The sequence below is a fragment of the Thiohalorhabdus sp. Cl-TMA genome (assembly GCF_041821045.1).
GTDB lineage: Bacteria > Pseudomonadota > Gammaproteobacteria > Thiohalorhabdales > Thiohalorhabdaceae > Thiohalorhabdus > Thiohalorhabdus methylotropha.
The window spans coordinates 155915-179177 of record NZ_JBGUAW010000009.1 but is presented as its reverse complement, the minus strand read 5'-3'; the positions used below and the strand labels follow the sequence as shown (position 1 = coordinate 179177).

Annotated in this window: 18 protein-coding genes; 9 read left to right on the top strand and 9 right to left on the bottom strand. The window is 69.2% G+C overall.

Annotated elements, in window-relative coordinates; genetic code table 11:
- The 7 genes from ACERLL_RS14095 to ACERLL_RS14065 form a co-directional block, all read right to left on the bottom strand.
- A partial coding sequence (locus ACERLL_RS14095) for a 5'-nucleotidase (protein ID WP_373656741.1) occupies window positions 1–218 on the bottom strand: 218 nt, incomplete at its 3' end.
- A 2-nt stretch (window positions 219–220) separates the two neighbouring features.
- On the bottom strand, window positions 221–1759 hold the full coding sequence (locus tag ACERLL_RS14090) for a hydantoinase B/oxoprolinase family protein (RefSeq protein WP_373656740.1): 1539 nt from the start codon (window positions 1757–1759) through the stop codon (window positions 221–223).
- A gap of 138 nt (window positions 1760–1897) precedes the next feature.
- Window positions 1898–2335, bottom strand: coding sequence for a hypothetical protein (locus tag ACERLL_RS14085; protein WP_373656739.1), 438 nt, complete (start codon window positions 2333–2335; stop codon window positions 1898–1900).
- 189 nt (window positions 2336–2524) lie between these two features.
- Window positions 2525–3961: a Glu/Leu/Phe/Val family dehydrogenase gene (locus ACERLL_RS14080; protein ID WP_373656738.1), complete on the bottom strand. Its 1437-nt coding sequence runs from the start codon at window positions 3959–3961 to the stop codon at window positions 2525–2527.
- Between the two features lie 129 nt (window positions 3962–4090).
- Complete coding sequence (locus tag ACERLL_RS14075) at window positions 4091–4846, bottom strand: NRDE family protein (RefSeq protein WP_373656737.1); 756 nt, start codon at window positions 4844–4846, stop codon at window positions 4091–4093.
- Between the two features lie 138 nt (window positions 4847–4984).
- A complete protein-coding gene (locus ACERLL_RS14070) occupies window positions 4985–6343 on the bottom strand; it encodes a pyrimidine/purine nucleotide monophosphate nucleosidase domain-containing protein (protein ID WP_373656736.1) in 1359 nt (452 codons plus the stop codon).
- 157 nt (window positions 6344–6500) lie between these two features.
- Entirely contained in the window at window positions 6501–9674 is a 3174-nt protein-coding gene (locus tag ACERLL_RS14065; RefSeq protein ID WP_373656735.1) for an EAL domain-containing protein, read from the bottom strand.
- 120 nt (window positions 9675–9794) lie between these two features.
- On the opposite strand from ACERLL_RS14065, the gene ACERLL_RS14060 reads away from it, so the two are divergent.
- From ACERLL_RS14060 to ACERLL_RS14030, 7 genes are all read left to right on the top strand, one after another.
- Entirely contained in the window at window positions 9795–10370 is a 576-nt protein-coding gene (locus ACERLL_RS14060) for a hypothetical protein (RefSeq protein WP_373656734.1), read from the top strand.
- Between the two features lie 109 nt (window positions 10371–10479).
- Complete coding sequence (locus ACERLL_RS14055; protein WP_373656733.1) at window positions 10480–11277, top strand: LytTR family DNA-binding domain-containing protein; 798 nt, start codon at window positions 10480–10482, stop codon at window positions 11275–11277.
- A gap of 205 nt (window positions 11278–11482) precedes the next feature.
- The gene (locus ACERLL_RS14050) at window positions 11483–11914 is read left to right on the top strand and encodes a response regulator (protein ID WP_373656732.1); all 432 of its coding nucleotides are present in this window, start codon (window positions 11483–11485) and stop codon (window positions 11912–11914) included.
- Between the two features lie 21 nt (window positions 11915–11935).
- Window positions 11936–15262 carry a PAS domain S-box protein gene (locus tag ACERLL_RS14045; RefSeq protein WP_373656731.1) on the top strand — a complete coding sequence of 1109 codons (3327 nt, stop codon included), beginning with the start codon at window positions 11936–11938 and terminating at the stop codon, window positions 15260–15262.
- Window positions 15263–15324: 62 nt separating this feature from the next.
- Window positions 15325–17229: a sensor histidine kinase gene (locus ACERLL_RS14040; RefSeq protein ID WP_373656730.1), complete on the top strand. Its 1905-nt coding sequence runs from the start codon at window positions 15325–15327 to the stop codon at window positions 17227–17229.
- Window positions 17226–17663, top strand: coding sequence for a response regulator (locus ACERLL_RS14035; protein WP_373656729.1), 438 nt, complete (start codon window positions 17226–17228; stop codon window positions 17661–17663). Before ACERLL_RS14040 ends, ACERLL_RS14035 begins: the two co-directional genes overlap by 4 nt.
- Window positions 17663–18931, top strand: coding sequence for a GGDEF domain-containing response regulator (locus tag ACERLL_RS14030; protein WP_373656728.1), 1269 nt, complete (start codon window positions 17663–17665; stop codon window positions 18929–18931). Before ACERLL_RS14035 ends, ACERLL_RS14030 begins: the two co-directional genes overlap by 1 nt.
- A 7-nt stretch (window positions 18932–18938) precedes the next feature.
- On the opposite strand, the gene ACERLL_RS14025 is transcribed toward ACERLL_RS14030, so the two are convergent.
- Window positions 18939–20936: a hydantoinase/oxoprolinase family protein gene (locus tag ACERLL_RS14025; RefSeq protein ID WP_373656727.1), complete on the bottom strand. Its 1998-nt coding sequence runs from the start codon at window positions 20934–20936 to the stop codon at window positions 18939–18941.
- Window positions 20937–21140: 204 nt separating this feature from the next.
- Between ACERLL_RS14025 and ACERLL_RS14020 the strand changes: the two genes are divergently transcribed.
- Window positions 21141–21932: a DUF4412 domain-containing protein gene (locus ACERLL_RS14020; RefSeq protein WP_373656726.1), complete on the top strand. Its 792-nt coding sequence runs from the start codon at window positions 21141–21143 to the stop codon at window positions 21930–21932.
- A 40-nt stretch (window positions 21933–21972) separates the two neighbouring features.
- On the opposite strand, the gene ACERLL_RS14015 is transcribed toward ACERLL_RS14020, so the two are convergent.
- Window positions 21973–22425 carry a hemerythrin domain-containing protein gene (locus tag ACERLL_RS14015; protein ID WP_373656725.1) on the bottom strand — a complete coding sequence of 151 codons (453 nt, stop codon included), beginning with the start codon at window positions 22423–22425 and terminating at the stop codon, window positions 21973–21975.
- Window positions 22426–22625: 200 nt separating this feature from the next.
- Here ACERLL_RS14015 and ACERLL_RS14010 point away from each other — a divergent pair, with 200 nt between their 5' ends.
- A complete protein-coding gene (locus tag ACERLL_RS14010) occupies window positions 22626–23249 on the top strand; it encodes a TatD family nuclease-associated radical SAM protein (RefSeq protein ID WP_373656724.1) in 624 nt (207 codons plus the stop codon).
- The last annotated feature ends 14 nt before the right edge of the window (window positions 23250–23263 follow it).

Genomic DNA, 23263 nt, shown 5'->3' with positions numbered 1-23263 from the left:
ACCGAAGCCTGAGGAGCCCCCAAAGCCCGTTTACTTCTCAAGGCCTGCTGACTGTCCAACGGAATGGGTCCACCCCACATATACGCTCTATATTCAGCTACTGCTGTCTCGGGATCCTCCTCTTTTTTTAACTGAAAAATACGGTCCGTCTCAGAAAGATCAAAGAGAGCTGTGGCTGAAATACCAATTACCAACGTTTCCGACAGATCGACCGGCAAAATTAACCCCTTAAAAAGCTTTTATTTTCCCCACGAGCTCCAAACCCACCCCCACCCGGCAATTCCAAAACCAACACCTCCCCAACCCCCATCCCAAACGCCGCCTTAGGTTTCAGTTCGGAGCCCTCCAATACCACCCGCCCAGGCCGCCCAGCCTCACCACCACCCACCCCAGGCGCCCCGGCCCGAGTCCGCTCCGCCATAACGGAAACATGCGCAGGCTCATCCACCGTCAACCGCACCCGCTGCCCGCGCCCCCCGGTGTGGGTGCCGGCGCCGCCGGAGTCCTCGATCAGCGACTTCTCCAGAATCCGCACCGTCGTCGTCGCCTCGATCACCTCCACGGGCACCGCCTGCACGCCGGACGGGAAGGCTGTGGCGTCGAGGCCGTCCCATTCCGGGCCGGCGCCCATGCCGCCGCTGAGGAAGAAGGTCTGCGCCCAGGGGCGCTCGGTGCCCTGGATGTTCACGCCCCACAGCCCCGTCGCCCCCTCGGCGGGCAGGGGGATGGCCTGGCCGAGGGCGCCCATCACCGCCGGGGTGGCGAAGTGGCCGATGATGTGGCGGGCGGCCACGGGCTGGGGCGGGACGGCGTTCAGCAGGCAGCCTTCCGGGGCGGTGACATGGATGGGGCGGAAGGAGCCGGCGTTGTGCGGGATGTCGGCGGCCACGGCGCAGGTGACGGCGTAGATGGCGTAGGCGGCGGTGTAGTTGAGCACCACGTTGATGCCCCGCGCCTGCGCGGGGGCGGTCCCGGCGAAGTCGCAGGTGAGCTCGTCGCCGCTCACGGTCACCGTGCAGCGGATGGGCAGGGGCTCCTCGAAGCCATCCAGCCAGACCTCGTGGGAATAGCTGCCGTCGGGGACCTGCTTGATGGCCTCGCGCACCGCCGCCTCGGAGCGGCCCAGGATCTCGTCGGCGAGGTCGTTGACGTCCAGGTCCAGGCTCTCCAGGCGGCGGGTGGCCACCTCGCCGCCGGTGACCTGGGCACGCAAGTCGCCGAGTACCACCTCCGGCACGCGCACGTTCTCGCGGATGATGGCCTCGATGGTGGGGTCCGGCTCGCCTTTGCGGTGGAACTTCACCCACGGCAGGCCCAGGCCTTCCTCGAAGACGTCGCGGCCCTCGGTGGTGAGGCCCCGGCCGCCGATGTCGGCGGCGTGGCAGGTGGAGGCGAAGTAGGCGACGGGGGCGCCGTCCCCTGATCCTGACTGGAAGACGGGGGTGACCACGGTGATGTCGTGGCGGTGGCCGGAGACGGCCCAGGGGTTGTTGGTGAGCAGGACGTCGCCCTTTTCCAGGCTGCCAACGGGGACGTCTTCGAGCATGTCGGCCACGGCCTGGGCCATGGTGTTGATGTGGCCGGGGGTGCCGGTGACCGCCTGGGCGAGCATGCGGCCCTGTTTGTCGAAGATGCCGGCGGAGAGGTCGCCGGCCTCGCGCACCACGTTGGAGAAGGCGGTGCGCTGTAGGCTCGCCGCCTGCTCGTTGACCAGGGCCACCAGGCGGTTCCAGCTGGTGCGCAGGCCGATCTCGCTCATCGTCCGCTCCCCTGCCCTTTTCCGTGCTCGGGCGGTTGTGCCTTCCGTTCGTTGGTGTGGGCTCGCCTGTCGCGGCCGGAGGCCGCTCCCACGAGGGGCTTCGGGTCCCGACTGGTGCCTTCGCGCTCCCCGGCTCGGTCAGGGCTCGGAGTCGGAATCGCCCAGGACCCAGATCTCCCCTTCCCCGGAGCTCTCCGGGCAGTTGAGGCAGGCGAACCCTTCCATTCTGCCCCGCACCACGCGGCCCACTGAAGGCAGGGCCGTGACCGGGCCGGTGAGGCGGACGGTCTCGGCGTCCCAGGAGCTGCCGGAGAGGTCCACGGCCTCCAGGGTGAAGGGGCTGACCACGCTGTCCGCCTCGCGGTCGGCGGACTCTTCCGCCGGCTCCTCCTGGTGCGGCGTCTCGTCCTCGTGGATCACCTCCACCATCCAGGCGCCGTCCTCCCCCTGGTAGGCCTTGCCGGTGCCCTCGTAGACCAGGGGCGCTTCAGTTTGCTTCTGCACCAGCCGGGCGCGGAAGAAATAGATCGCCCGGCCGGGGGTCTGCTCGTCTCTATCTTTCCTGTCGGGACTCATTCGCGGGCTTCGGTTCGCTCGGTTCGATTTTGTCGGGTAGCCGCATGTTATTTCCGGGCTTGGACATGACCGTAGCGCCGTACGGGGCTGTCCGCAAGCGCGTTGGGCGCGGGGAAGGCGGGCTCCGGAGGGCGGGAAGGGGCGGGGGCTGGGTCTTGTCGCGGCCGGAGGCCGCTCCCATCAGGAGCGCTAGTAGACCCCCACGTCCAGGTAGGAGCGGGCGATCTTGCGGATGGCGATGACGAAGGCGGCGGTGCGGTAGTCGTCCACGCCGTCGTCCTCGGCCAGCACCTCGCGGATGCCCTGGAAGGCGAGGCGCATGGTGTCGTCGAGGCCGGAGCGGATCAGGTCGATCTCGTCGGTGGGCTCGGCCAGGTTGGCCCGCACCTGCTCGGGGATATGGATGCCGCCGTGCTCCATGAGCAGGGCCGCCATCTGCGTGCCGCGCAGCTCGTCGTGGCGGCGCTGCATGCGGCCGAAGCGGATGTGGGAGAGGTTCCGGATCCACTCGAAGTAGGAGACGGTGACGCCGCCCACGTTCACCAGGCTGTCCGGCAGCACCACCACGCCCCGCTCGCGCAGGATCTCGTCGGCGCGGAAGGTGACCGGGCCGTTGGCCGCCTCCACCACCACGGGGGCGCGGATATTCCGGGCGTTCCCGGAATGGATCTGCGCCTCCAGGGCGGCGGGGATGAGCAGGTCGCAGTCCAGCTCCAGGGCGCCGGCACCGTCCTCGCTGAAGGTGCCGCCGGGAAAGCCGCGCACGGCGTGGTGCTCCTGCTGGTAGCGGTGTAGATCCTCCACGGACAGGCCGTCCTCGTTCATCACCGCGCCGTCGCGCTCGATCACCGCCACCACTCGGACGCCGTCCTCCTCGGAGAGGAACTTGGCGAGGTGGTAGCCCACGTTGCCCAGGCCCTGCACGACGATGCGCTTGCCGCGCAGGCCGCCGGACAGGCCGGTCTCGGCCACCGCCTCGGGATGGCGGAAGAGCTCGCGCAGCACGTACTGCACGCCGCGCCCGGTGGCCTCCACCCGGCCGCGGATGCCGCCCAGGTGCACGGGCTTGCCGGTGACCGCCGCCAGGTAGTTGATGTCCTCGGGATAGAGGTGCTTGTAGGTGTCGGCGATCCAGGCCATCTCCCGCTGGCCGGTTCCCATGTCCGGCGCCGGGACGTTGGTGGCGGGGCTCAAAAAGCCCTTGCGCACCAGCTCCAGGGTGAAGCGCCGGGTGATCTGCATGAGCTCCTGGCGGGTGTAGGCGGTGGGGTCGATGAGCAGGCCGCCCTTGGAGCCGCCGAAGGGCACGTCGGCCATGGCGCACTTGTAGCTCATGAGCGCCGCCAGGGCCTCCACCTCGTCCTGGTCCACGTGGGGATCGAAGCGCAGGCCCCCCTTGGCGGGCAGCCGGTGGGTGCTGTGGGTGGCGCGCCAGCCGGTGAACACCTGGACCTCGCCGCGCAGCTCCACGGGGAAGGTCACCTGGATCACCGAGTTGCAGGGCTTGATGGCGGCGGCCACGCCGGGGTCCAGGTCGATGGCGGCCATGGCCCGGTCCACCATGCGGTCCACGTTCTCGCGGAAAGAGACCTGGCCCTCCGGGGGCTCGACGGTTTCCGGGCCCATAGATGGTCTCCGTAGCTGCGGGAGTAAGGGGACGGGGCCGGGAGGCCCCTCCCACAGGGAACCATCGCCGATGCAGCCCCCTTGTAGGAGCGGCCTTCGGCCGCGACTGGCCCGGGCGCCCCGCCGCCCCTAGTAAGGCACGGCGATGGACTCGAAGGGCGTGCGGTCCGGCGGGCCGGCGGCGAACCAGAACTGCGGACCGCCACCATAGCCGGGATAGCGGGGGATCGCCACCAGGTGGCTGCAGATGGTGCCGAAGCCGTCGTGATCCAGGTTCATGGCCGCGCTAGCGTAGCCCTCCGGATGGCCGCGGTCGGCGAGCAGGGTCCGCCAGGTGTCCCAGTCCTCCAGCTCCGGGTCGGGGGCGGCGGCCTCGCGGAAGCGCGGCAGATTGAAGTTGATCCGGTAGTCGGTGGGGTCGTCGAGGTCGCCGCTGGTGAGCATGTGCAGGCCCTCCCCCACCTCCCGGACCTCGATGTCGCCGCCGTCGTCCTCGCGGTGGGCGATCCAGTAAGCGGTGGAGGGGCCGCCCACTAGCAGGTTGAAGGCGCGGTAGGCACGCGGCTCCAGCTCCGCCAGGGCGGAGGCGGCGCGCTCCGGCTCGGCGTGCTCCAGGGCCTCCAGCACCAGCTCGCCGCGGCTGCGCTTGTCGTCCATGGGCCCCAGGGTGCCGGTGCGGTTGGCCACGGCGGCCACCATGCCGTAGCGATTCACGCCGAGCCAGCTTCCGTGGCCGTGCTCGTCCAGGCCGCCCACCACCTCCGGCTTCTCCGGCCAATGCCGGCCCGGACGCTCCCAGGCGCGGCCGCGCATCTCGTCGCGGTTGGCCCCCACCAGGAGGGGCCAATCGTGATGGGGACGGCGGAGAACGATGAGGGTACACATTACCTGCCCCAGTGGCGCGGTGTGGATTTACGCGGCGGGCCGCCGCGTTGGGCCGGCACGAGAGCCCGCCAGCCCCCATGGTTGTGGCAATCGAGCCGGCGGTTCAAGGCGGGCGGACCCTCGGGGGAATCCGCGTGCTCAGCTGATCCGGTAGGGCCGGCGGTACTCGCCCTGCAGCTTCATGCGGCCGTGCGCGTCGAACCATTGGATGAGCGCGTCGGTGGCCTCCAGGATGTCCCGGTCGCCGTAGATGCGGGGCAGCTCGCCGCCCCAGGCCTCCGCCTCGTCGGGGTACTTCACCGCCAGGTGCACCAGGGAGGAGAAGAAGCGCCGCAGGTTGAGGAGCAGGTCGAAGGGCGACTGATTCCGGGACAGGTCCAGCGCCTCCAGGTTGTCGAAGGTGACCTGGAAGGTGCTCTGCACCTCGGGGGGCACGTACAGGGTGTCGTTCCAGAGCCGGGAGGTGTCGATGTCCGCGCAGGTCTCGTGGATGTACTCGGCGTAGGAGCGCGGGCTGCCCACGTGGACGTGCATGAGGCCGTCCAGGGCGTCGCCGAAGCAGGTGCGCAGCCACTCCGTGACCCGCTTGGCGTAGTCGCCGCCGGTGCGCTCCACCAGATCGAAGGGATAGACCTCGTCGGCGTTCTCCGGGTGGGCCTTCATGCCCAGGAAGGTGAGCATCTCCTCTACGGTGCCGGCGCCGCCGGGGTGGATGCGGCCGCGGTGGGAGGCGCGGATGAAGGCCTCCATGCGCTTCTCCACGTCGGGGAAGATCACCAGCTCGGAGACGATGCCGTTGGGGGCCTCGGCGGCGATGATGCCGCGCTCGGAGAAGCCGATGTAGTCGCGGTGCACGCCGCGCTTGTGGTAGTCCTGCTTGCCGTAGGCCACCAGCGCGCCCTTGAAGGGCGCCTTCATGACTCCCGGCCCGCAGCCGGTGATGAACTCGGTGCCGTTGCCGAGGGCGTCCCAGTAGCCGGTCTCCTTGGCGAAGTCGTATTCCTCGCGGCTGATGGCGTGGCCGCCCCAGACGAAGGTGCGCGGGCGCGGCGCCTGGTCCAGCAGCGGGGTGCGCGCCACATAGCTGCGCACGTAGCGGGAGGTGGCGGCGGAGGGGTCGGTGGCCTCGGGGAAGGCCGGCTCCATGACGAAATCTCGCACCGCCTGGCAGATCTGGCGCTTCTGCCGGGCGGGCAGGTCGCCGTTCAGCAGCGAGCCGGGCGGCACGCCCGTGCAGCGCAGGGTCAGGCCGTGGTCCTCGCGCTGCACGGAGATGTCCATTTCGGCGAACTTCTCGCGCAGCTCGCGCTTGTCGTCGTTGTCCTCCTTGTGGATGTCCATGAGCGCCGCGACGGTCTCGCGGAAGCCGTTGCGGTCGGACTGGATGCGCTCGGCGATCTGCTCGGCCACGGCGCTGTGGAAGGTGTCGATGCCCAGGATGTCGGCGCGGATGCCGACTTCGAGGGTCTCGGTCTCGGGCGGCGGTGTTCGATTCATGGCGCCTCGCTAGGGTTGCGGAGCGGCCGGATATGCCGGACCTACCACCATAGCAGGTTCGCCCTCCCTGCCGATCCCCGCTGGGCCCTCGCATTGACCGCCGCCGAACCTCGGCCAGCACAGGGGCGGGCGCCCCGGGCTCCGGCGCCCCCCGCGCCTACGCCACGAAGTTCGGCACCGCCCGGGGGCGCGCCCAGAGGAAGCCCTGTCCCTGGTCGCAGCCCTCCGCCACCAGGAATTCCCGCTGGCGCCGCGTCTCCACGCCCTCGGCGATCACCGTGAGGTCCAGCGCCCGGGCCAGGGCGATCACGGCACGGGCGATGGCGGTGTCGTTGCTGTTGTCGGGCAGCTCGTCCACGAAGCTCTTGTCGAGCTTGAGCTTGTTCACGGGGAGCTGCTTGAGGTAGCGCAGCGAGCTGTAGCCGGTGCCGAAGTCGTCGATGGCCAGCCCCACCCCCAGCTCGCGCAGGGTGCCGAGCACCCCGAGCGCACGGTCCTCCTCGCCGATGATGAAATCCTCGGTGATCTCCAGCTCCAGGCGCTCCGGGGGCAGGCCGCTCTCGTGCAGGTAGCGGGCCACCAGCCCGGCCAGGTCGCCGCGCTGGATCTGCGGGACGGCGATATTCACGGCCATGCGCCCGAACTCGATGCCCGCGTCCAGCCACTGCCGCGCCTGCTGGCAGGCGGTGCTCAGGACCCATTCGCCCAGGGGATGGATCAGCTCCGTCTCCTCGGCCACCGGCAGGAAGTCATTGGGCGGCACCATGCCGGTCTCGGGATGGTTCCAGCGCAGCAGGGCCTCCACGCCCACCACCGCCCCGGTCCGCAGGTCCACCTGGTTCTGGTAGTGGAGGAGCAGGTCCTCCTGCTGCATGGCGCGGCGCAGGTCGCCCTTCACCAGGACGTTCTGCAGCGCCCGGCTGGTGAGCTCGCGGGTGTAGAACTGGAAGGTGTTGCGGCCCTCCGCCTTGGCCCAGTACATGGCGGCGTCGGCGTTCTTGAGCAGCGCCTCCACGCTGTCGCCGTCGCGGGGATAGAGGCATATGCCCACGCTGGTGGTGATGAACAGGTCCTGCCCCTCCACGGCGAAGGGCTCGGCGAGAGCGCTGGTGAGCTTCTCGGCCAGTTCCCCGGCCTGCTTGGGGTCCTTGAGCTCCTCGGTGAGGACGATGAACTCGTCGCCCCCCAGGCGGGCCACGGTGTCGGCGCGCCGCACGGTGTCCCGGAGGCGCGCGCCCACCTGGGCCAGTAGGGAATCCCCCACGGAGTGGCCGAGGCTGTCGTTGATCTCCTTGAAGCCGTCCAGGTCCAGGAACAGCACGCCCAGCTCCTGGCGGTGGCGCTCGGCCAGGGCCATGGCGTGCTCCAGGTAGTCGTTGAGCTGCATCCGGTTCGGCAGACCGGTGAGGGGGTCGTGGCGCGCCTGGTACTCCAGCTCTGCCTGGGAGCGCTTGATGCGGCTGATGTCCGAGAAGACGCCCACGTAGTTGGTGATCTCGCCGCGCTCGTTCTCCACGCCGTTGAGGGTGAGCCAGATCGGGAAGTACTCGCCATTCTTGCGGTAGTTCCAGAACTCCCCCTGCCAGGCGCCGGCGTGGATGATGTCCGCCCAATCGATGGTCTCGCCGTTCTCGTCGAGCCGATTGTCGTGGAGGAAGGGCGGGATGCCGCCCACGGATTCCTCCGCGGAGTAGCCGGTGATCTCGGTGAAGGCGCGGTTCACCTGCTGGACGCGCCCCTCGGAATCGGTGATCAGCACGCCCTCGTGGGTGCTCTCGAAGACCGCCGCCGCCTGCCGGAGCTGCTCCTCCTGCCGCTTGCGGTCGGAGAGGTCGCGCAGCACGGCCAGCAGATAGCCCCGCTCCCCGAGCACCACCGGGGTCAGGCTCACCTCGGCGTCCACTTCCGTGCCGTCGGCGCGCAGGTGGCGCCACTCGAAGCACTGGGGCTCGCCGTCGTGCGCCGCGCCCGTGTAGCGCCGCGCCTTGTGGCTGGAGAGCTGGCCGTCGGGCTGCAGGTGCGGGGAGAAATCCAGCGGCGACCGGCCCAGCAGCTCCTCCGCCGGGACGCCGAGCAGCCGCTCCGCCTGGGGATTCACCTCCGTGAAGCGCATCTCGGCCATGAGGAAGAAGGCGTCGTTGGCGTATTCGAAGAGCTTGCGGTAGCGGGCCTCGGTCTCCTCCAGGGCGGCCTCGGTGCGCCGCTGGGGCGTGAGGTCGTGCGCGAGCACCACGTGGTACTCGCGGCCCTGGAAGCGCAGGAAGCTGATCCGCAGCTCCACGGGGATGTCGGTGCCGTCGCGGCGCCGGTGGATCGTCTCGATGCTGTCGTAGCCCTTGCGCTCGAGCTGGGCCGAATTTTCCCGGAACTGCTCTGCGGAGAAGGTGGGGTCCAGATCCGGGACCGTCATGCCCAACAGCTCCTCGCGGCCGTAGTGCAGGGCCCGGCACGCCGCCTGGTTCACGGCGACGAAATGGCCCTGCCAGTCCACCAGGAAGGCGGGCTCGCCGATCTGGTCGAGCAGGAGCTGGGACCATTGCTCCAGGTTGTTGGGCAGGGAAGACTCCCGGCGGTTCAGCACGCTGGCCAGGAGGTCAGTGCAGTCCAGGATGCCGCGCACCTCGCCGTTGCCGTTCAGCACCACCGCCCGCCGGTGGCCCTGCTCGCGCAGCCTACGGGCCGCCTGCCGCACCGAATCCTCCCGGGACAGCAGCAGCGCCCCTTCCCGCGCCTCGGCCACGGGGCTCTCCGCCCGGCCGCCCTGCAGCCAGGCAAGGCCCTGCTCGGCGCCCAGGATGGCCGGCGGCAGGGGACCGCGCAGCACCACGGCGCCGCCGCGCCGGGAACGGCCCAGCCGGCTCAGCACCGTCGCCGCGGGATCGACCTCGCTGACCACGGAGGCGGCGGTGGAGCCGCTCGCGCCCACCACCAGCGCTTCCGGGAATTCCTGCAACGCCAGGTAATCGAAGCAGACGTACGGGCTCACCAGCCCCAGGAACGCCCCCTGGCCGGTGGTCACCACCAGGGCGTCCGCCCCCTGCCGGAGGAGGCGGGAAACGGCCTGATCGAGGGCCTCGTTGGGGGCGGCGAAGGTGGGGACGGCCATGATCTCCAGGGCGCGCGCCTTGCGCGAGCCTCCGGGCGGGGAGGCGGCCACCAGATCGCGGGCCGTGAGCAGGCCGAGGGGGCGGCCGCTCTCGCAGACCGGTATGACACCGGCTTCGGCGGGCGGGACCCGGGCCAAGAGGTCGTCGACGGTCTCATCCGGCGCGGCGGTCACCGCCGCCGGCCGCATGACCGCGGCCACATCCACGCCGTCCCAGCTGCGCATGCTACCCCCTTTTGGGGAAAGAGAGGTTCCGATACCGGGCTTTATATCTCCCCGGGGCCCTCATGGTAAGGGGTCGGCGGGGTTTTCGCCCATTTTCTTTCCGCCCTGGAGGTTACCGGAATGAGGCTCAACCAAGATCTGCATATCCATACCACCTGGTCCACGGGCGATGCGTCGGTGGTGCCCGAGCAGACCGTGGACCTGGTGGCCCGGGTGGGTCACGCACGGATTGTGGGCATCAGCGACCACTTCGAGCACGTGGCGGAGGTATGGGACGCCTACGCGCAAGAGGTCCGGGAAGCCGAGCTCCGCCTGGGGACCGAGGTCAACGGCGCCGCCTGGGTGGAAACCGCCCTGGGCGTCAAGCCGGACTATTATATCTACCATTGCTTCGACACGGATGCCGACTACCGGGGGCTGGAACGGCTGCTGGCCAGCGACCGCCCGGTGATCGTCGCCCATCCCAACGCCCTGGACACCGACCTCGACCGGGTGCCGCCGGAGGCCTACGTGGAGCTCAACAACCGCTACGTCTGGCGGTGCGACTGGCTGGAATTCTACGGCCCCTACCGGGACCGCTTCAGCTTCGTGCTGTCCTCGGACGCCCACCGCCCCAACTGGCTGGGCCAGTCCGTGGCCCGCCGGGCCGCGGAGGAGCTGGAGGTGGGCGAGATCCTCGTGTGGCCGATGACGTAGATGGATGAGCCAGCTGTTGCCAAATCGGTGATTGGCCCATTAGCTTAAGGGCACGGTCGGCTCCGCGCCGGCCCGTTCGCATCCCGCAATCCCGATACGGCGCAGGCCAATGACCGAACCCACAAGCAGGAACACGGCCGGATGGACGGAGCCGGAAAGCGATCCCGCGGCGCTCCGGGAACAGATCCCCGGCCTGCTGTCATCCAGTCACATGCTCGTGGCTCTGCTCGACGAAGCCGGGAAGCTTCTGTTCACGAACCCGGCCCTGCGTGCCCAGATCCGACAGGCTCCGGAGACCGTTGCCACCTTCCCGGACCTCTTCACCGCCTGGTCCCGGGACAAGGTCCTGGAGTCGGGCCTGCCGATGGCCCGGGAGCAGGGACTCTGGGAAGGGGGGCTCACCCTCTGCCGGTCCCACCGGAGCCCGGCGGTTCACGCCATCCTGGTGGGCCCGCCATCGCCGGACGAGGGGGACACGATCCTGGCGTTGCTCGTGCCCCATTTCGGAATCGTCGCCAACGGCTCCGATATCGGCACGGATATGCCGGACTTCTCCGCGCGCCTGGCCGTGCCGCTCTATCACGAGACCCGCTTCCTGGATCCGGAGGAGATCGGCTACCTGGAGGCGCACGGCTCCTATACCCAGATCTTTCTCTCCGGACAGACCCTCCTAACCAGCCTTTCCCTTTCCAGCTTCGGGCAGGCGCTCCCGGACAGCTTCATGCGGGTGCACCGCAGCTTCGTCGTCAATCTCCAGAGGGTCCATGCCCTCGTCCGCCGGGATGGCCACCTCTTCCTCAAGCTCGATGATTCCGCGGCCCACGAGGTTCCGGTAAGCCGGCGCCGGGAGCGTCAGCTCCGTCTGGTCCTCGACACCGCTCGACAGGTCAACAACGCCGCTCGTTGACCGCACCCGCGCTCTGACAAAACCGTCCTTGCGGCGTAAAGCCGGCAGCCTACAATGCGCCTCCGGCGGGCCAAGCCGGAGAGGCCTCGTACCGCGCTGACGTTCCCGGCCCCCCAGCGGCGCCGACCGGACTGGGCCGGGACACGCCGGCCCACGCCACCTTCCCGCCGCCCAACCGCCGAAGACCGAGGATCTGAGCCCAAGAATGAAGCCCTTGAGCATCCTGCTCGCCGAGGACTCTCCCGCCGACGCCCGGCTAATCGGCGAAGCACTGGAGGAGAACCGCTTCTTTGTGGCCCTGCACCACGTCATCGACGGCGTGGAGGCTCTGCGCTTCCTGCGCCGAGAGGGGCTCTACGCGGACCGGGAGCTGCCGGATCTGATCCTGCTGGATCTCAACATGCCGCGCAAGGACGGCCGCGAGGTGCTGGCCGAGGTGGAGCAGGATCCCCGGCTGCGCCGCCTACCGGTGGTGGTGCTCACCACTTCGGGGGTGGAAGAGGACCTAGTGCGCTCCACCATGGATCACGCCAACGCCTTCCTCACCAAGCCCGTGAACTGCGATGAATTCATGGCCCTCATCCGCCGGCTGGGCGATTTCTGGCTCACCGCGGTAAAGCTCCCTCCCCATGACTGAGACCGGCCGAGTCAGCCGCCCATGACCGATCCGTCCCCTTCCGTCCCGGACCAGCCCCTGGCCGGGCTCCTGGAGCTGACCCCGGCGGGCACCATCCGCCGCGCCAACGGTGACGCCGCGTGCCTGCTAGGGGCCGACCCCGGCTGTCTCCCCGGTGGCGCCTTTGTCGATTACCTCCCCGCAGACAGCCCGCTGCGCGCGGACTTGGCGAAGATGGCCCGGGGCGAGCGCGAGGTCGCCAGGCGGGAGGAGCGCATTTCCGGGGGCCCGGGAGCGGCGGTCTGGGTGGAGGTGTCGGCCGCCCTGTTGACGGATGCCGAGGGCGCTCCCGAGCGGATCAGCGCAGTGCTCGGCAATACCACGGCCCGGCGTGGGTCCGAAGCCCGGGATTACTACGAGGAGATGTTCCGCAAGAACACGGCCCCCAAGCTTCTCATCGACCCCGAAACCGGCTTCATCGCCGATGCCAATCCGGCGGCCCTGGCGTTCTACGGCTACACCATCGAAGACATCCGGCAGCGGCGCATCCAGGACATCAACCAGCTATCGGAGGAGGAGGTCCGAACCGAGTGGGACAAGGCGCGCCGAGAGGAGCGCCGCTACTTCGAGTTCCGCCACCGCCTCGCCGATGGCGGGATCCGCGATGTGAAGGTCTACTCCGGCCCCATCGAGATCGGCGGGCGCCAATACCTGCACTCCATCATCCATGACGTCACCGAATCCCGCCGCTACCAGCAGTCCCTGGAGCGCTACAAGGCCCTCTTCGACACCTTGCCGGTGGGCGTGTACCGCAACGAGGCGGGCTCGCAGGGCTATTTTTCCGAGGTCAACCCGGCGATGGCCCGCATCTTCGGCGCCGAATCCCCAGAAGAGCTGCTGCGCCACCCCACCGCCAACCTGTACCGCGACCCCGCCGAACGCCAGCGCTTCAGCGACGACCTGCTGGACCGGGGCGCGGTCCACCAACGCGAGGTGGCCCTCCGGACCCTGGACGGCCGCCCCATCTGGGCCGCCATTACCGCGCTGGTCCAGGATTCTGGTGAGGGGGATCCGGTCTTCGACGGCATCGTGGAGGACATCACCGAACGCAAGGCGACCGAACAGGAGCGCGACCGCCTGGTGGCCATAATCGAATCCACCCCGGACCTCGTCGGCATGGCGGACGGGGAGGGGCGCCCCTTCTATCACAATCCGGCCTTCCGGAAGCTGCTGGCCGACCGGGTGAGCACCGGTTCCCTCCCGGACTCGGTGGCCGCCTTCCATCCGGCTTGGGCGCAGCGCAAGCTCGCCGAGGAGGCCTTCCCTCGGGCCCGGGAAACGGGCATCTGGCAGGGAGAAACCGCCCTTCTGGGACCCACGGGCGAAGAGGTTCCCGTATCCCAGATTGTCCTGGCGCACCAGGACGAGACTGGGGCGGTAGTGCGCTACTCCACCATCATGCGCGACCTGTCCCCCATCAAGGAGGCGGAGCACTTCAATCGCCAGCTCCTGGACAGCCTGACCGCGGGAGTATTCGGCATTGATGTCCAGGGACGATTCACGTTCCTCAACGCCGCCGCCGTGGGGCTGTTCGGCTTCCAAGACGAGGCGGCGGTTCTGGGGAAGGACAGCCACGCCCTGACCCACCACAGCTTCCCCGACGGGTCGCCCTACCCAGCCGATGCCTGCCCCATTCTCCAGGTCCTGACCACCGGCGAGCCTCTGGGCGCTTGGGAGGATTGGTTCTGGTGCGCCGACGGCTCCGCCTTCCCGGTGGAGGTGTTCGCGGCCCCCATGCGGGATGCCGCCGGCAACGTGGAAGGGGCGGTGGTCTCCTTCCAGGACATCAGCGAGCGCCTCCGGGCCGAGGCTACCCGCAACCAGCTAGTGGAGGTGCTGGAGGCCACGCCGGACTTCGTCTCCTTCGCACGGCCCGACGGTACCATCCTCTACATCAACCAGGGCGGGCGGCAGATCCTGGGCCTTCCGCCCTCCTCCGGGTATTGGGGCGACGACGTGCCGGCGGACGTCCAGGCAGGCGAGATTGCCGGCCGCTGGGGCCACCCCGACTGGGCTGCCCGGCGTATCAGCGAGGAAGGCATCCCCACCGCCATGGCGGAAGGCTACTGGGAAGGCGAGTCCGCCCTCCTCGACGTGGAGGGGCATGAGATCCCCATGTCCCAGGTCATTATCGCCCATCGGTCGGCGGACGGCGAGGTGGAGCGCCTGTCCACCATCATGCGCGACATCGGGGACCGGGTGCGCCTGGAGGAAGCACTGCGGGAGGAGCGGGACCTGGTCCAGGCCATCCTGGAAGGGCTGCCCGGCGTCTTCTACCTCCTCGACAAGCGGGGCAATTTCACCCGCTGGAGCCGCGACATGGAGCTGGTCACCGGCCTGGACAGCGAGCAGCTGGGCGCCGCCCATTTCACCGAGCTGTTCGGCGACGAAGACCAGGACCGGATCGCAGAGGCCATCGGCCGGGTGTTCAGCGAGGGCGAGGTGACCATCGAGGCGGGGCTGCGCACCATCGACGGCAGCTATACCCCCTACTTCTTATCCGGCCACCGGGTGGAGCTCGGCGGCGCCCCCTTCCTCACGGGTCTGGGGCTGGACATCAGCGACCGGGTGCGGCTGGAGAGCGAGCTGCGGGCCACCAACCAGGCCCTGGAGCACTCCAACAGCGAGCTGGAGCAGTTCGCCTATGCCGTGTCCCACGACCTCCAGGAGCCGCTGCGCATTATTAACAGCTACCTGGGGCTGCTCCAGCGCCGCTACGGTGACCGGCTGGACGATAAGGCCGGGCACTATATCGCCACTACCACCGAGGCCGCCGGGCGCATGAGCCGCATGATCCAGGACCTGCTGGAATACTCCCGGGTCAAGCGCCTCGGCGAGGATATGGAGCCGGTGGACCTGGACGAGGTGCTGGAGGAAGCACTGGCGAATCTGCAGCAGGCCCGGGAGGAGGCCGGGGCCACCATGGAAGCGGACGAGCTGCCCACTGTCTCCGGTGACCAAGGCCAACTGGTCCGGCTATTCCAGAACCTTCTGAGCAACGCCTTCAAGTACCGGCGTCCCGGGGTGCCGTCAAGCATCGCCGTGCGCCTGAAGAAGCGTGACGGCGCCTGGGAGCTCTCCGTAGCCGACAATGGTATCGGCATCGATCCCAGCCAGGCCGGGCGGGTCTTCCAGGTCTTCCAGCGCCTGCATACCCGGGACGAGTACGAGGGCACCGGCGCCGGCCTGGCCCTGGCCAAGCGCATCGTCGAGCGCCACGGCGGCACCATCTGGGTGGAATCGGCGGGGGAAGGGCAAGGAAGCACCTTCCGTTTCACCCTTCCCGTCGCCGAAGACGCGGAACGGTGACCTTCCCCACCCCTCCGGGCTCACCCCGTCCACGATGGAGCCGGCTGGCTGGGGCCGCCGGCTTGGCTGGCTTGGCGGTGCTGGGCAACTTCCTCCACCTCCCCCTGTTCTTCGGCGTGGACCTGATCTTCGGCTCGGTGGCCGCCCTGGTGGCCCTGGCCTGGCTGGGACCGGTCGCCGGGATTGCGGCCGCCGTGGCCGGCGGCCTGTACACACTGGTGCTATGGGGGCACCCCTACGCCCTGGTCATCCTCGTGCTGGAGGTGGCGGTAGTAGCCTTCCTCCTCCACCGCGGCTGGTTCCTGGTGCTGGCTGATGCCACCTTCTGGCTGGTGGCGGGTGCCCCTCTGGTGCTGGCCCTCTATACCGGCCCTCTGGGGATGGACCTGAGCACCGCGGGGCTGATCGCCCTCAAGCAACCCGTAAACGGCCTCATTAACGCCCTTCTCGCCAGCTTCGTCCTGCTCGCCCTGCAGGCCGCCGTCCCTTTCGAGCACCCCGGCGCCCCTAGACAAATCCGCTTTCGCAATCTTCTGTTCGCCCTCTTCATGGCCTTGGCCCTCATTCCCGGCACCCTCCTCGTAGTCACCGAAGCCCGGAGCTTCCGCCAGGGGCTGGAGTGGGCGCTGGCCGAGCGCATGGCGCTGGCTGCATCCTTGAGCACCCTTCGGGGAGAAGAGAAACCGAGGTCCGGGAGTCCATCGGCACACCTGGACGACGGGCTGCGCGTGGCCATTGCAGCGGCGGACTCGTCGGATACCGTCCCCACCCGCGCGGAACCGGGCCATGCCAGGGCCGCGCAAGTGTCCGGCCTGCGCATCCACCTGCCGTCGGCGGATGCCCTGCCGGCCATGGTGCGCTGGAAGCGGGCCGTGTACTCCTACACCCGCCCGTTACCCGATGGTGGGCGGGTGCGGGTCACCGCGCCCGCTGCGGGCCTGGTGGAGCGGATGCGGACGGACTACCGCCGCCAGCTGGGCCTGCTTGCAGGACTGGCACTGCTGGCCGCCGCGGGCGCGGCCCTTCTGAGCCGGTGGCTCACCGGGCCGCTGGACCGCCTCAACCGCCTGAGCGCCCGCCTGCCCGAGCGAACCGGCACGGACGGTCCCCTGCCCGCTTTCCCGCGCAGCCAAATCGCCGATTTTGACACCCTCATCGCCTCGGTGAAGGACATGGCGGTGGCACTTCGAGACAGCCTGCGGGAGAGCGAGAAGGCACGTTCCGAGCTGGAATCGAGGGTACGGGAGCGCGCTGCGGCCCTGGAGCGCAGCAACGCAGAGCTCCGGCGGCTGGCGGAGATTTCCGCCCACCACTTGCAGGAGCCGGTACGCCGCGCGGTCATCTACACCCAGCGCCTGCGCCGCCACCCCGAAGATGATGCCCCGGAGTGGCAGCACCTGGAGGAGCAGTTGGGCTGGATGTCGGAGCTGGTCACCGACCTGCAGCGGTACCTGGCCTACCTCAACCGGGAGCCGCAAACCGTTGCAACGGAACTGGATTCCGTGGTGGCCGAGGCCCGCGCGAAGCTGGGGACGGAGCTCGACGATGCCCACCTGACCACGGACCCCGAGCCCCTGCCCCAGGTCCGGGCCGATCCTGCCCTGCTCACGGAGGTCTTTCGGCAGCTACTGGCCAACGCGGCCCGCTTCCGACGCGTAGAGGCGGAGCCGGCGGTCCATATCACCGCCAGGGCCCACCCCGGCGCCTGGGAGGTGGCAATCACCGACAACGGCCGCGGCCTGGATCCGGAGTATGCGGAACGTATCTTCCGGCTCTTCGAGCGCCTCGATCCCCGGCAGGGCCCCGCAGGCACCGGGATCGGCCTGACCCTCGCCAAGCGCATCGTGGAAAATCACGGTGGGTGGATCCGCGCCGAGTCCGACGGCCCGGAGCGCGGCACCACCATCCGCTTCAGCCTGCCCCACCCGAAAACACCCGAAAACGATACCCGAGGAGCGACCCCATGAGTGCCGTTCCCATCCTTCTGGCGGAGGATTCCGCCGAAGATGTCGACCTTATCCATGAGGCCTTCGAGATCCACGACCTACCGGTGGAGCTGCACCCCGTGCGTGACGGGGTGGAGGCCCTGCGCTTCCTGCGGCGGGAGGCGGATTACGCCGATGCGCCCTGGCCGGGGTTGATGCTGCTGGACCTCAACATGCCGCGCAAGGACGGCCGCGAGGTGCTGGCCGAGGTCAAATCGGACGCCGAGCTGCGCCATCTGCCGGTGCTGATCCTGACCACCTCCGATGCGGAGGCCGATATCGTCGAGTCCTACAACCGCCGCGCCAACGCCTACCTCACCAAGCCCACCGACTTCGACGATTTCCTGGACCTCATCCGCTACCTGGGCGAGTTCTGGCTCACCGCCGCCCAGTTGCCGCCCCGCGGGAGGCATTGATGGCCGAGGGTTCGTACCGCTTGCTTCTGGTGGAGGACAACCCCGCGGACGCCGGACTGGTGGCCGAGCTGCTGGAGGAGGCGGCTGATCCCGGCTTCACGTTGACTCATGCCGACCGCCTGGAAGCGGCGCTGGCTCTTGCCGAAGCCCGCAGCTTCGATGTGGTTCTGCTCGACCTGGGCCTGCCCGACTCCCAGGGGCTGGACACGGCACGCCGCTTCCGCGGGTCCAGCTGCTGTCCCGTGGTGATCCTGACCGGTCAGGAAGACCAGACCCTGGGCAGGCAGGCCATCCAGCTTGGGGTCCAGGATTTCATCCCCAAGGCGGACCTCGCACCCGCCATGCTAGAACGGGTGCTCCATTACGCCGTGGAGCGCCACCGAACCCAAATGCGCCTGCGCCTTCTGGCCGCCGCCTTCGAGAGCGGCCAGGCCGTGCTCATCACCGACGCCGCAGGCACCATCGAGGAGGTAAACTCCGCCTTCACCGCCATAACGGGCTACGAGGCGGAGGAAGTCATTGGCTGCAACCCGAACATGCTGGCTTCGGGATATCACGACGCAAAGTTCTACCGGGCCTTGTGGGATCAGATCCTGGAGGAGGGCCATTGGGAGGGCGAGATCTGGAACCGGCACAAGAGCGGCCGGATCTTCCCGGAATGGGAATCCATCTCCGCGGTACGCAACGAGGCTGGCGAGGTGGAGCGCTTCGTGGCCGTTTTCCATGACATCAGCGAGCAGAAACGCCTGGAAGCGGAGCTGGAGCGCCTGGCTACCCACGACCGGCTCACCGGCATCTACAACCGCACCAAGCTCTACGAGCTGCTGGGGCAGGCCCAGGCGGCCCATGAGCGCTATGGGATACCGTTCTCGGTGATCATGTTCGATATCGATCACTTCAAGGCCATCAACGACCGGCAGGGCCACCATGCGGGCGATCAGGCCCTGTGCGAGCTAACCCGGCGGATCGAGGAAAACCTGCGGGACACGGACGCGCTGGGGCGCTGGGGCGGTGAGGAGTTCCTGGTGCTGGCCACCAGCTCCGACATCGAAGCCACTGCGAGGCTGGCGGAGCGCTTGCGGGCTGTGGTGGCGGGAACACCCTTCGAGGCGGTGGGGACAGTTACCATCAGTTTGGGCGTGGCGAGCATCCAGCCCGGGGAATCGGTTACGCAGCTGGAGGAGCGAGCCGACCGGGCCCTGTACATGGCCAAGGGAACCGGGCGCAACCGGGTGGAGCGGGCGGATTCGGCGATCGCCACCGGCTAAGCCGCACTCAGGACAGCATCAAGCGCAAGCTGCCGTCGCCGAGCAGGTCCACCCGGGCCCCGGGCGGCACCACCAGGGTCGAGGCGGCGTCCACGATGAGGGCCGGGCCGTTCAGGTGGGGCGGCAGGTCGGCGCGCCGGTAGCGCGGGGTGTCCACCCAATCGCCGTCGAATACGGCGGGCGCCTCGGCGTAGGGCTCGCCGCTGCCCGGCTGGACCTGCGGCCAGCCGATCTCCGGGGCGGGGCCCGTGACGCGTACCCGCCAGGAGACCGCCTCCACGGGATTGCCGGGGGCGGTGCGGCCGAACAGCTCGGCGTAGGCGGCCTCGAACCGCGCCCGCAGGTCGTCGCGGTCCAGCTTGCCCTCCGCCAGGGCCACCGGGACCTCGGTGCCCTGCCCCGCGTAGCGCAGGGTGGCCCAGCGCTCCACCGCCACCTCCGCGGCGCCGGCATGGCTCAGGCGGTCCAGGCAATCGTCCTCCAGCGCCTGGAGCAGCCGGTCCACTTCCCCGAGATCCAGCTCCGCGAGCCCGCCCGGCCAAGAGCGGGTGCGCTCGAAGGCGGGCGCCTGCGCCAGGCAGCCGTGCGCCGAGGCCACGCCCGCCCCCACGGGCAGCAGCACCGTCCGCACGCCCAGCCGCGCCGCCACCGAGGCGGCGTGCACCGGGCCGGCGCCACCGAAGGCCACCATGGCGAACTCGGCGGGGTCGAGCCCTTTCTCCACCGCGTGGATGCGGGTGGCCTCCACCATGTCCTCGTCGACGGCCTGGCGCACCGCCCAGGCCGCCTCCACCGGATCGTCGGCGAGGCTCCCCAGGGCGGCCCGCGCCGCGTCCACGTCCAGGCGCATGGCACCCGCCGCGAAGGCCTCGGGGTCCAGGTAGCCGAGCAGCAGGTCGGCATCGGTGACCGTGGGCTCGGTGCCGCCGCGCCCATAGCACACCGGTCCGGGATCCGCCCCGGCGGAGTCCGGGCCGGCCTGGATCAGGCCCAGCGGGTCGCGGCGGGCGATGGAGCCGCCCCCGGCGCCGATCTCGATGAGGTCCACCACCGGCACCAGCATGGGCAGCCCGGAGCCCGCCCGGTGGCGGTGGACCCGCGCCGCCTCGAACCGCGGCTCGATGAGCGGCCGGCCGCCCATGATGTAGCAGGCCTTGGCGGTGGTGCCGCCGATGTCGAAGGACAGGATGCGCTCCTCGCCGGGCATGGAGCGCGCCGCCTCGGTGGCGCCGGCGGCGGGGCCGGATTCCAGGATGCGGATGGGGAAGTGGGCGGCATCCTCGGGGGTGGTGATGCCCTCGTGGGACAGGGCGATATAGAGCGGCGCTGCCAGCCCCTCGGCGGCCAGGGCGTCGCGCATGCGCTCCAGGTAGCGACGGGCGATGGGCAGCACGTAGGCGTTGGCCATGGCCGTGGTCATGCGCGGGTATTCGCGGATCTCCGGGGCCACCTCCGAGGAGAGCGAAACGTCCACGCCCTCGGGAAGCGCGTCGCGCACGGCCTGCTCGTGGCCGCCGCCGGCGTAGGCGTGCAGCAGGCAGACCGCCACCGCCTCCACGCCGGAGAGGTCGAGCTGTTTCACCGCCTCCGGGTCCACCGGGGCCAGCTCCGTGCCGTCCGCGGCCAGCCGTCCCGGCACCTCGAACCGGTGGTCGCGCGGCACCAGCGGCTCCGGCTTGCGCAGGGCCAGGTCGTAGAGGTCGTAGCGGCCCTCGTCGCCGATGTCGGGCAGGTCGGCGAAGCCGGCGTTGGTAATGAGCGCGGTGGGCACCCCCTTGCGCTCGATGAGGGCGTTGGTGATGAGGGTGGTGGCATGGACCACCGCCTCCGCGGCGCCGAAGTCCACGCCCTCCGCCGCCAGTCCGCGGATGCCCGCCACCACGCCCTGGATGGGGTCCGCTGGGGTGGTCAGGACCTTGCGGTCCACGCGCCCGTGGCTGCCCGGCTCCACGGCCACCACGTCCGTGAAGGTCCCGCCGATGTCCACGCCGATGCGCCAGGCCATGTGCCCTCCTATGCCGAGCCGTTTGCTCCCGGAGCCGGGAACCGAAAGGGTAGCGCCCTCTTCGCCGCGAGGGGAAGCCCCTAGGCGCTCTAGGGGGCCACAACCGCCCGTGGGGGCTGTGCAGGGCGCCACCTGTGGGCTAACAATCGAAATTCGGGCTTGTTCTTCCGAAGCGTAGACCAACCATAGCGAGGGGGGAATTTCATGGTCGCCCAACACTGGCTCCGAACCGCGCTCGCCGGCGTCCTGGCCCTGGCCGCTTGGCCCGCCCAGGCCGGGATGGAAATCATCGGCGAGGAAGGCATGACCACCCTCATTTCCGAGGGGCAGCTTAAGAGCATGGGACAGGGACCCAACGATCCCACCCATATATTCGACGTCAACGAGGGCCGGGTCACGCTCGTCTATCCCGCCGAGGAGGTCTATGCCAGCGGCACACCCGAGGAGTACTGCCAGGCCCTTAAGGGGCTTCAGGAGGATATGGAAAAGCGGATGACCGAGGAGGAGCGCCGCATGGTGGAGGAGTTCAAGCGCGGACTCCGCGAGAAGACCAAGCGGAACCCCGAGGTCCGCGTGGAGCCCCGGGGTGGCGGCGGCCAGGTGGCCGGCTTCGGCACCCAGCACTACGCGGTGTACGTGGACCAGCAGCTCACCGAGGAGGTCTGGCTCAGCGACGAGGAGGCCCTGATGCGGGAATTCGGGGACTACCAGAAGCTCATGGACATGACTTCCCGGATCAGCCGCTGCATTTCCTCCACCATGGGCATTGCCGGGGGCTCTCTGGAGGAGCAGAAGGCCTACCAGGAGCTCATGGAGAAGGGCGTGGAGCTGAAGTCGGTGGAGCACACGGACGGGGTCTCGCAAACCGAGCAGGTACAGGATATCGTCCGTCGCGACATCCCGGCTTCCACCTTCGAGCCCCCCGAAGGCTTCAAGGAGACCTCCATCAAGGAGGTGATGCTGGCCGAGCAGGAGGCCCAGAACCAGGGCGGGTGAGCGGGCACGGGCTCCCGCCTGGCCGCCCCGGCTCCGGCGGCTAGGCCTCCGTCCGGATGGCGGCCAGCAGCCCGGCGCATTCCGAGGGGTCGAGCAGGTTGTCGATGGCGGGGTACAGGACCTGCTCCTCCTTGCCGTTGTGGCTGGAGAGCAGCTCGCGGAGCCGTTCCTCCGGCTCCGCCAGATTGCCCACCCAACCGTCGGCCAGCGCCCGCCGGATCTCGTCCAGCACCGCCTCGATCTCGCGATGCTCGCGGCGCATGACCGCCGTGGGGCCGGCCATCTGCATGCCCATATGCGCCTCGAAAACCGGGAACAGGCGCTCCTCCTCCCAGCCGATATGGCGGCGCAGACCCTCCGCGAAGGCGTCGAAGCGGTCCAGGGGCTCCGGGATCCCCAGCGCGCGGGCGTCCTGATACGCCTCGAACAGCCCGTCCAGCCGCCGGTGGTCGTCCTGGAAGAAGGCGGTGATGGTTTCGGTGCCGCATTCCATGGGGTTTTCCCTCCTGTTCGGGCACCCTGGGTCCGGGACGGCCGGGCCGCGGCCGGACTGGCGGGCCTAGCCCAACATGGGCAATCTACGCCCCTACGCCCTAGAGGGAATTGACGGCCGTCAAGACACGGGTCAAGAATACGGTGGTCGAGAATTTCAGTGCGGTATTTCCGGAAGCAATCCCCCGGGAGATCCCCCAGTTGAGCAAGCAAAAGGACCCTCCGGGCCGGCTGGTCTATGCCCTCGGCGACCGGCTTTACATCAACCTCACCAGCGGCTGCAGCCTGAAATGCCAATTCTGCCTCAAGAACAATGACACCGGTCCCATGGTGGGGGATGTGGACCTCTCCCTGGGACGCCAGCCCTCGGCCACGGAGATCCGCAAGGCGCTCACCGACCTGGAAGGCTATGCGGAGGTGGTGTTCTGCGGCTTCGGCGAGCCCACGCTGCGCCTTCCGACCCTCCTGGAGCTCGCGGAATTCCTCAAGCGGAAGAACATGCCGGTGCGGCTGAACACGGACGGCCTCGCCAACCGGGTCTTCCGCCGCGACGTGACGCCGCAGTTCGCGGGACGGATCGACCGCATCTCGGTCTCCCTGAACGCCCAGGATGCCGAGACCTACAACCGGCTCTGCGCGCCGCCGTGGCCCGATGCCTTCCAATACCTGATGGACTTCATCCGCAACGCGCGTGACCACGTGGAGGAGGTATCCGCCACGGCCATCGACGGCCTGGAGGGCGTGGACATCGAGGCATGCCGCCGGCTGGCGGAGGAGGACCTGGGGGTGATGTTCCGCCCCCGGCCACTGGATGATATCGGCTGACCGCGACCGAGGGA

Excerpts from the sequence above, each read along its gene's own strand:
- ACERLL_RS14090 (WP_373656740.1), bottom strand. The coding sequence starts at position 1,759 with ATGAGCGAGATCGGCCTGCGCACCAGCTGGAACCGCCTGGTGGCCCTG.
- ACERLL_RS14085 (WP_373656739.1), bottom strand. The coding sequence starts at position 2,335 with ATGAGTCCCGACAGGAAAGATAGAGACGAGCAGACCCCCGGCCGGGCG.
- ACERLL_RS14080 (WP_373656738.1), bottom strand. The coding sequence starts at position 3,961 with ATGGGCCCGGAAACCGTCGAGCCCCCGGAGGGCCAGGTCTCTTTCCGC.
- ACERLL_RS14075 (WP_373656737.1), bottom strand. The coding sequence starts at position 4,846 with ATGTGTACCCTCATCGTTCTCCGCCGTCCCCATCACGATTGGCCCCTC.
- ACERLL_RS14070 (WP_373656736.1), bottom strand. The coding sequence starts at position 6,343 with ATGAATCGAACACCGCCGCCCGAGACCGAGACCCTCGAAGTCGGCATC.
- ACERLL_RS14065 (WP_373656735.1), bottom strand. The coding sequence starts at position 9,674 with ATGCGCAGCTGGGACGGCGTGGATGTGGCCGCGGTCATGCGGCCGGCG.
- ACERLL_RS14060 (WP_373656734.1), top strand. The coding sequence starts at position 9,795 with ATGAGGCTCAACCAAGATCTGCATATCCATACCACCTGGTCCACGGGC.
- ACERLL_RS14055 (WP_373656733.1), top strand. The coding sequence starts at position 10,480 with ATGACCGAACCCACAAGCAGGAACACGGCCGGATGGACGGAGCCGGAA.
- ACERLL_RS14050 (WP_373656732.1), top strand. The coding sequence starts at position 11,483 with ATGAAGCCCTTGAGCATCCTGCTCGCCGAGGACTCTCCCGCCGACGCC.
- ACERLL_RS14045 (WP_373656731.1), top strand. The coding sequence starts at position 11,936 with ATGACCGATCCGTCCCCTTCCGTCCCGGACCAGCCCCTGGCCGGGCTC.
- ACERLL_RS14035 (WP_373656729.1), top strand. The coding sequence starts at position 17,226 with ATGAGTGCCGTTCCCATCCTTCTGGCGGAGGATTCCGCCGAAGATGTC.
- ACERLL_RS14030 (WP_373656728.1), top strand. The coding sequence starts at position 17,663 with ATGGCCGAGGGTTCGTACCGCTTGCTTCTGGTGGAGGACAACCCCGCG.
- ACERLL_RS14025 (WP_373656727.1), bottom strand. The coding sequence starts at position 20,936 with ATGGCCTGGCGCATCGGCGTGGACATCGGCGGGACCTTCACGGACGTG.
- ACERLL_RS14020 (WP_373656726.1), top strand. The coding sequence starts at position 21,141 with ATGGTCGCCCAACACTGGCTCCGAACCGCGCTCGCCGGCGTCCTGGCC.
- ACERLL_RS14015 (WP_373656725.1), bottom strand. The coding sequence starts at position 22,425 with ATGGAATGCGGCACCGAAACCATCACCGCCTTCTTCCAGGACGACCAC.